Source organism: Pseudomonas sp. 8(2025) (assembly GCF_052665325.1).
Genome location: NZ_JBQOIE010000003.1, coordinates 419401 through 431540 on the forward strand (window position 1 = coordinate 419401; position 12140 = coordinate 431540).

General features: G+C 64.3%; 9 protein-coding genes. 1 reads left to right on the top strand and 8 read right to left on the bottom strand.

Annotation, left to right across the window (positions count from 1 at the left end; translation table 11 throughout):
• Positions 1–57: 57 nt before the first annotated feature.
• Complete coding sequence (gene pmbA, locus ACUXVH_RS08800; protein WP_445494558.1) at positions 58–1404, bottom strand: metalloprotease PmbA; 1347 nt, start codon at positions 1402–1404, stop codon at positions 58–60.
• 108 nt (positions 1405–1512) lie between these two features.
• Between pmbA and yjgA the strand changes: the two genes are divergently transcribed.
• On the top strand, positions 1513–2034 hold the full coding sequence (yjgA, locus tag ACUXVH_RS08805) for a ribosome biogenesis factor YjgA (protein WP_011059258.1): 522 nt from the start codon (positions 1513–1515) through the stop codon (positions 2032–2034).
• A gap of 49 nt (positions 2035–2083) precedes the next feature.
• Here yjgA and tldD read toward each other — a convergent pair whose 3' ends face one another.
• The 7 genes from tldD to mreC form a co-directional block, all read right to left on the bottom strand.
• Positions 2084–3526: a metalloprotease TldD gene (tldD, locus tag ACUXVH_RS08810; RefSeq protein ID WP_011059257.1), complete on the bottom strand. Its 1443-nt coding sequence runs from the start codon at positions 3524–3526 to the stop codon at positions 2084–2086.
• A gap of 26 nt (positions 3527–3552) precedes the next feature.
• Positions 3553–4392, bottom strand: a complete 840-nt coding sequence (locus ACUXVH_RS08815; RefSeq protein ID WP_011059256.1) for a carbon-nitrogen hydrolase family protein — start codon at positions 4390–4392, stop codon at positions 3553–3555.
• Positions 4393–4450: 58 nt separating this feature from the next.
• Complete coding sequence (locus tag ACUXVH_RS08820) at positions 4451–8254, bottom strand: YhdP family protein (protein WP_065364615.1); 3804 nt, start codon at positions 8252–8254, stop codon at positions 4451–4453.
• A 75-nt stretch (positions 8255–8329) separates the two neighbouring features.
• On the bottom strand, positions 8330–9787 hold the full coding sequence (rng, locus tag ACUXVH_RS08825; RefSeq protein WP_011059254.1) for a ribonuclease G: 1458 nt from the start codon (positions 9785–9787) through the stop codon (positions 8330–8332).
• A 56-nt stretch (positions 9788–9843) separates the two neighbouring features.
• Positions 9844–10449, bottom strand: coding sequence for a Maf family protein (locus tag ACUXVH_RS08830; RefSeq protein WP_011059253.1), 606 nt, complete (start codon positions 10447–10449; stop codon positions 9844–9846).
• Between the two features lie 43 nt (positions 10450–10492).
• A complete protein-coding gene (gene mreD / locus ACUXVH_RS08835; RefSeq protein WP_011059252.1) occupies positions 10493–10984 on the bottom strand; it encodes a rod shape-determining protein MreD in 492 nt (163 codons plus the stop codon).
• Complete coding sequence (gene mreC, locus ACUXVH_RS08840; RefSeq protein ID WP_445494643.1) at positions 10984–12081, bottom strand: rod shape-determining protein MreC; 1098 nt, start codon at positions 12079–12081, stop codon at positions 10984–10986. The genes mreD and mreC overlap by 1 nt, the downstream gene beginning before the upstream one ends.
• Positions 12082–12140 lie beyond the last annotated feature (59 nt).

Here is a 12140-nt window from a genome sequence, read left to right on the forward strand (position 1 = left end):
CCATAAAAAACGCGCCACCTCGGGGAGGTGGCGCGTTGGGGGTGAAGCTGGGCGCGGTCAGCTGCCGGCGACGGTCATGCGTTCGATCAGCACCGAGCCGGTGCGGATGTTGCTACGCAGCTCCAGGTCGTTACCCACTGCAAGGATCTGCTTGAACATGTCCCGCAGGTTGCTGGCAATGGTCACTTCCTGCACCGCGAACTGAATCTCGCCGTTCTCGACCCAGAAACCCGCCGCACCGCGGGAGTAGTCCCCGGTGACCATGTTCAGGCCATGGCCCATCAGCTCGGTCACCAGCAGGCCACGGCCCATGCGCCGCAGCAGCGCGGCCTGGTCTTCGTCGCCATGGGTGACGAACAGGTTGTGCACGCCACCGGCGTTGGCGGTGCTCGGCATGCCCAGCTTGCGTCCGGAATAGGTGCCCAGTACATAGGACACCAGCTCACCGTCCTGGATGAACGGCTTGGCGTAGGTGGCCAGGCCATCGCCGTCGAAAGCCGAACTGCCCATGGCGCGCATCAGGTGCGGGCGCTCATCGATGGTCATCCACTGCGGAAACAGTTGTTGACCCAGGGCGCCTTCGAGGAAGGACGACTTGCGGTACAGGTTGCCACCGGAAATCGCCCCGAGAAAACTGCCGAACAGGCCACCGGCCAGTTCTGCGGAAAACAGCACCGGCACCTCACAGGTCGGCACTGGACGGGCACCTAGCCGGCTGGCCGCGCGCTGGGCGGCACGCTGGCCAATGCTCACCGGGTCGGCCAGCAACTGGCCCTGGCGATTGACGTCGTACCAGTAGTCGCGCTGCATCTGGCCATCCGCCTCGGCAATCATCACGCAGCTCAGGCTGTGGCGGGTGGACGCATAACCACCAATGAAGCCGTGGCTGTTGCCATACACCCGACAGCCCTGGTGGGTGCTGAGGGTGGTGCCGTCGGCATTCTTGATCCGGCTGTCGGCAGCAAAGGCCGCTGCCTCACAGGTCAGGGCCTGCTCGATGGCCTGTTCGGGGGTGATGTCCCAGGCGTGGAACAGGTCGAAGTCCTGCAGGTCCTTGGCCATCAGGGCCGCGTCGGCAAGGCCCGAGGCTTCGTCTTCGGAGGTGTGCTTGGCAATCGCCAGGGCCGCCGCCACGGTTTCGCGAATGGCCTCGGGGCCGCTGGCAGACGTACTGGCCGAACCCTTGCGCTGGCCCAGGTAGAGGGTGATGCCAAAGCCCTGGTCGCGGTTGAACTCGACGGTTTCCACTTCCCGCTGGCGCACCGAAGTCGACAGCCCCTGCTCCAGGGACACCGCCACTTCACAGGCGCTGGCCCCCTGGCGCTTGGCCTCGGCGATGATCTGCTCGACTTGCTCCTGCAGGGCCGGCAAAGCCTGTGGGCCGACGCTTTGTGCTGCACTCATGCTGTTCTCCACTCAAATTCTGCTTTCGATTAAGGCCGGCGAGCGACCGGGCCGGACAAGCGGCCCCCGACTGGTTATCATGGCGGCGTTTCTTTGCGGACTGCCACCATGGTTGATTCTTACGACGACTCCCTCGATGGGGAGAAAAGCAAATCCCAGGTCAAACGCGAGCTGCATGCTCTGGTTGATCTCGGCGAGCGCCTTACCACTCTCAAGCCCGACTTGCTGAACAAACTGCCCCTGACCGACGCCTTGCGCCGGGCCCTGGCGGATGCACCCAAGCACGTCGCCCATATCGCCCGAAAGCGCCACCTGCAGTTCATCGGCAAGCTGATGCGGGACCAGGACACCGACGCGATTCTGCAACTGCTTGACCAACTCGATGCCTCCACCCGGCAGTACAACGAACGCTTCCATAACCTAGAGCGTTGGCGCGACCGCCTGATCGGCGGCGGCGATGACGTGCTGGAAAAGTTCGTCGGCGAGTACCCGGACGCCGATCGCCAGCAACTGCGCTCCCTGATCCGTCAGGCCCAGCATGAGCTGGCGCATAACAAGGCACCGGCCTCAAGCCGTAAAATCTTCAAGTACATCCGCGAGCTGGACGAGACTCAACGCGGCCTGCGCTGAGCCTTGCCACGGGTGAGCTGCCCTGCAGCTCACCCGACGCCCTCCCTCCTTATGCCCCAGTGCCACCCACGGTGATCGCATCAATCTTCAGGGTCGGCTGGCCGACGCCCACTGGCACCGATTGCCCATCCTTGCCGCAGGTGCCGACGCCACTGTCCAGGGACAGGTCATTACCCACCATCGATACCCGGCTCATGGCTTCCGGACCGTTGCCGATCAAGGTCGCGCCCTTGACCGGGGCGGTGATCTTGCCGTCCTCGATCAGGTAGGCCTCACTGGTGGAGAACACGAACTTGCCGCTGGTGATATCCACCTGGCCGCCGCCGAGGTTGGCGCAATAGATGCCCTTCTTCACCGAAGCGATGATTTCCGCCGGATCGCTTTCGCCACCCAGCATGTAGGTGTTGGTCATGCGCGGCATCGGCAGGTGCGCATAAGACTCGCGGCGACCGTTGCCGGTGCGGGCCACGCCCATCAGCCGGGCATTGAGCTTGTCCTGCATGTAGCCCTTGAGCACGCCGTTCTCGATCAGCGTGGTGCATTCGGTGGGGGTGCCTTCGTCGTCCACGCTCAGGGAACCACGGCGCCCGGCCAGGGTGCCGTCGTCGACGATGGTGCAGAGCTTGGAAGCCACCATTTCGCCCATGCGACCGCTGTAGGCCGAACTGCCCTTGCGGTTGAAGTCGCCCTCCAGGCCGTGGCCCACGGCTTCGTGCAGCAGCACTCCGGACCAGCCGGAGCCCAGCACCACCGGCAGGGTTCCGGCCGGCGCCGGAATGGCTTCCAGATTGACCAGCGCCTGGCGCAGGGCTTCACGGGCATAGCCCATGGCCCGATCTTCGCTGAGGAAATAGCGGTAATCGGTACGCCCGCCGCCGCCATGGCCACCGCGCTCGCGGCGACCGTTCTGCTCGACGATGACGCTGACGTTGAAACGCACCAGCGGCCGCACGTCCGCCGCCAGGCCGCCATCGGTAGAGGCCACCAGGATCCGCTCCCAGACCCCGGCCATGCTCACGCTGACCTGCTGGATGCGCGGATCCAGGGCGCGGGTTGCGGCGTCAACGCGCTTGAGCAGCTCGACCTTCTCGGCCCGGCTGATGACTTCCAGGGGGTTGTCCGGCGCATACAGCTGCGCCACGTCCTGGGTCGAGAACGCCTGCACGGTGCCGTTTTGCCCGGCCCGGGAAATCGAGCGCGCCGCCCGGGCGGCGAGGCCCAGGGCCTCCAGGGTGATGGCATTGCTGTAGGCGAAGCCGGTCTTCTCACCGGATTGCGCACGCACCCCAACCCCCTGGTCGAGGTTGAAACTGCCTTCCTTGACGATTCCGTCTTCCAGGGACCAGGACTCGGAAATCTGCCCCTGGAAATACAGATCGGCGGCATCGATGCCCGGGCCGGCCAGATCCCCCAGCACGCCTTGCAAGCTTTCGATGGTCACGCCGCCCGGGGCTAGTAGATGTTCACTGACAGAGGACAACAACCCGCTCATATGTTTTGGCCTTAAATTCGTCGTACTTATGCAAGCCGTTGCACGCCTTGCGAGAAAATGCGCCGGTGACTGAACACCGGCATCCGCGCCCGGATGGACGCCTGTTCGCTGCTGTCGCGCTCGGCCAGCAGCACGCCTTGACCTTGATCCTGTTGCGCCACTATCCGCCCCCAGGGGTCGACGATCGCCGCATGGCCGTAGGTTTCCCGCGGGCCGGGATGCACGCCGCCCTGGGCCGCCGCCAGCACATAGCACTGGGTCTCGATGGCACGGGCGCGAATCAGCACCTCCCAATGAGCCGCACCGGTGACCGCGGTAAACGCCGAAGGCGCGGTGATCAACTCGGCGCCAGCGGCGCGCAACTCGCTGTACAGCTCGGGAAAGCGCAGGTCATAACAGACTGTAAGACCGACCCTCCCCACCGGAGTATCCGCCACCACCACCCGGTCTCCATGAGCATAGTCATCGGATTCACGGTAGCGTCCGCGATTGTCCGCCACATCGACATCGAACAGGTGCAGCTTGTCGTAGCGCGCCACGAACTGCCCCTGGTCATCCACCAGCAACGAACAGGCATTGGACTTGGCCTCGGGCTGATCGACGGGGGGCAACGGCAAGGTGCCGGCCACTATCCATAACCTGAGGTCGCGGGCGGCCTGTTTCAACCATGGCAGGATCGGACCTTCGCCCAGCGCTTCGGCGCGACCAATGGCCGCCATGTCGCGGCGCCCCATGGCGGCGAAGTTTTCCGGCAGGACGGCCAGCTTTGCACCGCCGGCAGCAGCCTGTTCGAGCAGGCTCCGAGCCTGCTGCAGATTGGCCAGGACATCGCTCTGGCTGACCATTTGAATCACCGCAAGAGACATGGCGAACTCCTTGTAGGGTAGGCCGCCATGCTACTCCATAGGCGCGAATCGAGGATTCTCAAAACGGTTTGTCGAAGGTGATTTTCGGCTCTTTCCATGGGCCTTTGACGTTGTATTTGACGCTGGCGAAGCGCGCCACGCGGTCACCGATCAGCTTGTCGATCAGGAACAACGCCCCGCCCACCGCCGGCGCACCGACAATCAGCGCGGCAATCGGCAGGTTGTTGGTCACCGGCAAGGTCACCAGCAGCTTGGCGTCGACCTGGTCGGCCACCATGTCCAGGGTGCCATTGAGCTCCAGGTTGCTCGACGGCCCGGTCAGGGTGATCGGCTCGCGAGTGACGTAAACGCCATTGCTCGCCGCCAGCACGCCCCGGACCCGGTCATAGCTCAGGCCCTTGCCGAACAGGTCGGAGAAGTCCAGGCGCAGGCGGCGACCGATGGAGTTGAAGTTGAGCAGGCCGAACACCCGCAAGGCCTGGGCCCCGCCCTCGACTTCGACGAACTGGCCCTTGCGCAGGGTAGCGTCCAGGCTGCCGGAGAAGCGCTTCAAGCCCACCCAGGCCGGCGAGCCCGGCCAGCGGCCATCGACGTCCAGGTGAAAATCTTCACTGGTCACGGTCGGGGCGAAGCCCCAGCCCTTGAGCACGTCCGCCAGGTTCTTGCCGCCAATGCGGCCCCGGTACCAACTGTTGCTGGCACCGGCCTGGCCTTCCCAGCCGCCCTCGCCCTGCAACTGCATGCCCTTGAGGCCCAGGTCCAGGCCATTGAAGACCATGCCCCTGGACGTCGGCCGCACCTTGAGCGCCCAGCGGCCGATCAGGTCCTGGCCCTGGAACAGCTGGGCAATGGAAATATCCAGGGGCGGAACGCTCTTGGGATCCACCGAGGCCAGGGGGTCGGGCGCATTTTCATCGGCCTGCGCTGCCGGATCGGCAGCCGGCAGGCGCACGTACGCCATGTCGATGGCCATCGGCGCCGCCTTGGCATCGGGAATCCCGACCTTGCCTTTGGCCTGCTGGCTGTCGATCTGCAACTCCCAGGCAGCGGGCTTGCGCGCCAGCAACAGGTTGACCTGGTCCAGGGTGGTGCCGAAGGCACTGAGCTTGCCAACCTTGAAGTCCGCACTGCTGAGCAACTGTTTGGCGCTGCCTCCCGGGTCCTGCCCGGCGTAGCGATCCACCAGGGCTTTCCAGGGTTCCACATCCAGCTCGGAGAGAATCCCTCGTATCCGCAGCCCTTTACCCGGCGGCAGCAAGGCCGCGCCATCGCCGAGGAACAGCTCGCCCCGACCCTCGGCGAGCTTGCCGCTGGGCGCCGCAAAGGTGAAGTCGGCCAGTTCGCCGTAGTTGAACCAGTAGCGCCGCTCGGCCCCTTGCAGAGTCATGCGAAATACACTGTTGCGCCCGGTGCTGGCCGCCATGCCGAACGGCGCCGGCAGGTCCACCGCTACGCCCTTGAGACTGGAACTGACCATCAACTGGCTGTCGGCTCCGTCCAGGTTCAGTTGCAACTGGTAGGGCACCTCGCCGGACACCGGCAACGGCTGGCCGACTTGCAACCAGTCGGTAAGTTTCTTGACCGCAACCTGGCCCCTGGCAACCACTCGAGTGTTGGGTTTGCCCGGCTTGCCATCGGCGAAGATCTGCGCCGTGACCGGCCGCTCGAGCGCCTGGGCACTGATGCCCTCGCCACTCAGGCCCTTGGCACTATCGAAGCGGAAATCGCCCTTGAGCTGGGTCAGTTCCAGTTCAGGCTCACTGAGCTTGAGGCGCGCCTTGTCGGTCTTGAACGCCACCACGATCTTCGGCTCCTGGCCCTTGACCAGGGGAATATCCAGATCCAGCTTGCCTTGCAGATCGCCCTCGCCATGCCAGCCGGCAAAGGTCGAGCCGGTGCCGATCGGCGCTTCCTGGAGAATTTTCACGCCATCGCCCAGGCCACCGGCAAAGGCGCCATCGATGTACATGTGGCTGTCCTGCCCGCTGGCAGCATGGGGAATGTTGACGAAGACATCCCGCACCTTGGTGTCCAGCAACTGGCCTTTGCTGGCGACGATGCGCACGCCGCTGTCTTCGATGAACACATCGCCGCTGACCTTGGTCAGGTGCGGCCAGCCCGGCTGGAACGCCAGCTCGGTGTCATGCACCTTGAAGAACAGGCTGATGCTGCGGGCGGCCTCGACGGCGTCATGGTTGAGCGAACCCTGGTACTGGAAGAAGCCCTGGTCCACCGCGCCCTTGAGGATCGCCGTGCGCAGCCATTCATCCACACCGGCGTTGAGCACCTGGGGCAGGTACTTGGCGGTGTAGCGCCCATCGCCGTCCACCAGGCCGACTCGCAGGTCCATGTAGTCTTCCTGGCTGTGGTCGAAATGCAGGCGGATCAGGAAGTCGCCGGCGATCTTGCCCTCTTCGCCCAGCACCTTCAGGTAGGGGGCAATCAGGGTGAAGCCTTCCTTGTCGAGCTTCCAGGTCAGGGTGGCGTTGGCCTGGATGTACTGCCAGGGCTTGGCGAAGATCGGGTACAGGTGCAGGGAGAAATCCTTGCTGTCCATGCGCAGCTCGCCCTTGCCCAGGTCGCCGCTGATGCTGCCGCTGACATTTCGTGCTGCTGGAGCACCGTGATAGGCATCGAAGCCAACCCGGTCGAGGTTCGCGGCGAAGCTCAGGCGCTGGTCGCCAGTGTTCTGGGGACGGTAGTCGAGCAGCACGTTGCGCAGGCCGCCAGTGACTTTCAGTCGGTCGATGGCCGTGGCCAGGCCTTCCGGCAAGGGCGCCAGGGCATCGAGGATCGGGGTGATCGGCTTCAGGTCCAGGCGGTCGGCCTGCACATGCCAGAGTTCTTCCTGCTGCTCGGTCGCGTTGCGCTGCTGCACCTGCACACGGGATTCCCAGCGGGTCTCGCCGAGGTTCAGCGCCAGGGAGTCAAGCTGCACCTGCAGGCCCTGCTCGTCACGCTGGAAGTAGGCATTCAACGCCAGGTTGCTCAGGGACACCGGCGTGCGCTCGGCATAGGCCCCGGTGAATTGCGGGGCATTCAAGCGCAGCGTGGCGTTTTGCACCCCACCCTTGGCCCACTTCAGCCACAGCTCGCCACCCGCTTTGAGCTCGGAGAGCTTCCACTCCCGGGTCAGCCGGGCCGGCACCCAACGCGACCAGTCGCTTTGCGGCAGGCTCAGGTACAAGTCGGCCTGGGCATCGCGCCAGGCCTCGGCCCGCATCCTGGTCCGCAGGTTCATTGCCAGGGGCTGGCCGTCCGGCAGCGTCAGGCGCAGGTCCAGGCGCTGGCGGCTGGTACCGCTGCGCAGATTGAGCCCGACGTAGGTCAGGGCCACGGGCTGGTGGTCCAGAGGCTGCAAGGTGACCTGGCTGTCCAGCAGCGACAGCTCGGCAACCTGTTGCAGGCGGCCCAGCAACTGCTGGGGGTCCATCGGCTGGTCCTGTTGCACCGGCAGGCCTTCAAGCTGCCACTGGCCGTCCGCGCCCTCTTTCAGGCTCAGGCTCAGGCCGCTGAGCTCCAGGCGGCCGATCCGCAGGTCACGGGCCAGCAGGCTGCCGAGCATATCCGGCGCCACGCTCACCTGATCCAGGCGCAGCGCATTGGCGCCCTCGCCCACCTGCACGTCGTGGGCCAGCAGGATCGGCGACAAGCCGCTCCAGCGCCCCTCCAGGCTACCGATATGCACCGGCAAGCCCACGGCCTGCTGCACCTTGGCCTCGACCTCGGGCTGGTACTCGGCCACCAGCGGGGTCAGTTCCCGGCCCAGACTGACATACAAGGCAGTCGCCACCAGCGCCAGCGCACAGAAGCCAAGCCCCCAGCGAATCAGCGTGGTGAACAGGCGCATCAGCCGCTCCATTTCAGTTGGCTCCCAGGGTAAAAGTCATGCAAAAAGCTGAAGCCAGCCATTTCCACGGATGTAGAACACGCGGAATCAGAGCAGCACCACGTCGTATTGTTCCTGGGAATACATGGTTTCGACCTGGAACCTGATGGTCCGGCCGATAAAACCCTCCAGCTCCGCAACATTGCCCGACTCTTCGTCCAGCAGCCGATCGACCACCTTCTGATTGGCCAGCACCCGATACCCTTCTGCCTGATAAGCCCGGGCCTCGCGGAGGATTTCTCGGAATATTTCGTAACAGACGGTTTCCGGGGTTTTCAACTTGCCCCGCCCCTGGCAACTGCTGCAAGGCTCGCACAGCACCTGCTCCAGGCTCTCGCGGGTACGCTTGCGAGTCATCTGCACCAGGCCCAGCTCGGTGATGCCGATGATGTTGGTCTTGGCGTGGTCACGCTCCAGCTGCTTTTCCAGGGTGCGCAATACCTGGCGCTGGTGCTCTTCATCTTCCATGTCGATGAAGTCGATGATGATGATCCCGCCCAGGTTGCGCAGGCGCAGTTGCCGGGCAATGGCGGTGGCCGCCTCGAGGTTGGTCTTGAAGATGGTTTCCTCAAGGTTGCGATGACCGACGAAGGCCCCGGTGTTGACGTCGATGGTGGTCATGGCTTCCGCCGGGTCTACCACCAGGTAGCCTCCGGACTTGAGCGGCACCTTGCGCTCCAGGGCTTTCTGGATTTCGTCCTCGACGCCGTACAGATCGAAGATCGGCCGCTCGCCGGGGTAGTGCTCCAGGCGGTCGGCGATTTCCGGCATCAGTTCGGCCACGAACACCGTGGTCTTCTGGAAGGTTTCCCGGGAGTCGATGCGGATCTTCTCGATCTTCGGGCTCACCAGGTCGCGCAGGGTGCGCAGAGCCAGGCCCAGGTCCTCGTAGATCACATTGGGCGCGCCGATGGTCTTGATCTGCGCGCCGATCTGGTCCCAGAGCCGGCGCAGGTAACGGATGTCCATCATGATCTCATCGGCCCCGGCGCCTTCGGCGGCGGTGCGCAGGATAAAACCACCGGCCTCCTTGATGCCTTCCTGGGCCACGCAATCACTGACGACCTGCTTCAGGCGCTCACGCTCGGCTTCGTCCTCGATCTTCAGCGAGATACCGACATGGGCGGTACGCGGCATGTACACCAGATAGCGGGAAGGGATCGACAACTGAGTGGTCAGGCGCGCGCCCTTGGAACCGATGGGGTCCTTGGTGACTTGCACCACCAGGCTCTGCCCTTCGTGCACCAGAGCGCTGATGCTCTCTACCGCAGTGCCTTCGCGGGTGGAAATTTCCGAGGCGTGGATAAACGCCGCCCGGTCCAGGCCGATGTCGACGAAGGCCGCCTGCATGCCCGGCAAGACCCGCACCACCTTGCCCTTGTAGATGTTGCCGACGATCCCCCGGCGCTGGGTGCGCTCGACGTGAACCTCTTGCAGCACTCCGTTTTCGACCACCGCCACGCGTGATTCCATCGGCGTGATGTTGATCAGAATCTCTTCACTCATGGCAGTGTCTCGTTCAGGCGTGTTCATAGAGGGCCGCAGCAATCGGGTACGGCGCTTTAGCGCACTGGAAGGTTTTGCCAACAGGGTATGCCGAAATGCCCGAGCAGTTCTGCGGTTTCGCACACCGGCAAGCCGACCACCGCGGAATAACTGCCATTGAGGCCGGCGACGAACACCGCTGCCAGTCCCTGGATAGCATAGCCACCGGCTTTGTCGCAGGGCTCGCCACTGGCCCAGTAGAGCGCGGCCTCTGCAGGTGAGATCGGGCGAAAACGTACCAGGCTGCGCACCACTCGCGACTCGCAGCGTTCACCGTCAAGCAGGGCAATGGCGGTGAACACTTCATGCTCACGCCCCGAAAGCGCCATGAGCATCTGCAACGCATCAGCCTGATCCAGCGGTTTGCCGAGAATCCGCCCATCGAGCACTACCGCGGTGTCGGCCCCCAGCACACAGGCCGGGGCCTGGGATTCACTGCTGGTGATCAGCCCGCGCCCCGCCGCAGCCTTGCCTCGGGCCAGGCGCTCGACGTAGGCGGCAGGTGACTCATCGGCTAGCGGGGTTTCATCGATGTCCGCACTGATGGCGGTGAACGGCACGCCGATCTGCGTCAGCAACTCACGCCGACGAGGCGAACCGGAAGCGAGGTAAAGCGGATTCATCAAGACATCTCCCTGTCGAGGTGCGGGCCAATGCCTGACCGAATTAATTGATTTTGAAACGTCGACGCAAGCCGCGCAGGCCGAAGCTGACCCAGGGCCACAACAAGGCACTGACCAGGGCCGGCAGCACCAGGGCCAGGGTCGGCTGGCGGTTGCCGGTCAGGGCGCTGAGCCAGAGTTGCACCAACTGCGCCAGGCCGAAGATCACCAGGATCACCAGGCTCTGCTGCCACATCGGGAACATCCGCAGGCGCTGTTGCAGAGACAGTACAAGGAAGGTGATCAGCGTCAGGATCAGGGCATTCTGCCCCAGCAGCGTGCCATAGAGCACATCCTCTGCCAGCCCCAGGCACCAGGCAGTGACCATGCCGACCTTGTGCGGCAGGGCCAGGGCCCAGAACGCCAGCAACAGCGCCAGCCACAGCGGACGCAGGATCTCCATGAACTGCGGCAGGGGCGAGACGCTGAGCAGCAGCCCGATAAGGAAGGTCAACCAGACGATCCAGCCATTTCGCGAATAGGTGCTACCCGCCATTATTCTCTTCCTCCGGTGGTGGCCGGTGCTGCTGCCGGTGGTTTGGCAGCGGCCGGTTTCACCACAGGTTTATGGACCGGCTTGGCCGGAGCGTGAGCCGCGGGTTTGGCCGGGGTCGCCGGCGCAGCAGGAGTCGCAGTGGCGGGCGCAGCCCCGGCGTTTGCCGCCGCGGCCGGCTTGGGCACGGTGGCAGGGACCACTGGCGCGGCGCTGACGCCCTGCTGGTCCTGGGCTTCCTGGGCCTGGGCGGCATCGTTGGCACGCTCTTCGGCGGTACGCGGATCGCTGAATACCAGCAGCAGGTAGCGGCTGCGATTCAGCGCAGCGGTGGGTACCGCCCGCACAATGGCGAACGGCTGGCCGGAGTCGTGGATCACTTCCTTGACCGTGGCCACCGGGTAGCCGGCGGGGAAACGCTGGCCCAGACCGGAGCTGACCAACAGATCGCCTTCCTTTATATCCGCGGTGTCGGCCACATGGCGCAACTCCAGGCGCTCCGGATTGCCGGTGCCGCTGGCGATGGCGCGCAGGCCGTTGCGGTTGACCTGCACCGGAATGCTGTGGGTGGTGTCAGTGAGCAGCAGTACGCGGGAGGTGTAGGGCATCAACTCCACCACCTGGCCCATCAGGCCACGGGCATCGAGCACCGGCTGGCCGAGGAACACGCCATCGCGCTCACCCTTGTTGATGATGATGCGGTGGGTGAAGGGGTTCGGGTCCATGCCGATCAACTCGGCCACTTCAACCTTCTCGTTGACCAGTGCCGAGGAATTGAGCAACTCGCGCAGGCGCACGTTCTGCTCGGTCAGGGCCGCGAGCTTTTGCATGCGCCCCTGCAGCAGCAGGTTTTCGGTCTTGAGTTTTTCGTTTTCAGCGACCAGCTCGGTACGGCTGCCGAACTGACTGGCCACGCCTTGCCATAGCCGCTGCGGCAGGTCGGTGATCCAGTAGGACTGCATCAACACCAGCGACATTTGGCTACGCACTGGCTTGAGCAGTGTGAAGCGGGCATCGACCACCATCAGTGCGACCGAGAGAACGACCAGCACCAGGAGGCGCACGCCTAATGAGGGGCCTTTGGCGAAAAGCGGTTTAATAGGCCGCTCCTCCCAGGCAAATGTTGTGTTTATTCATACGGCATCAAACCGGCCTGGAT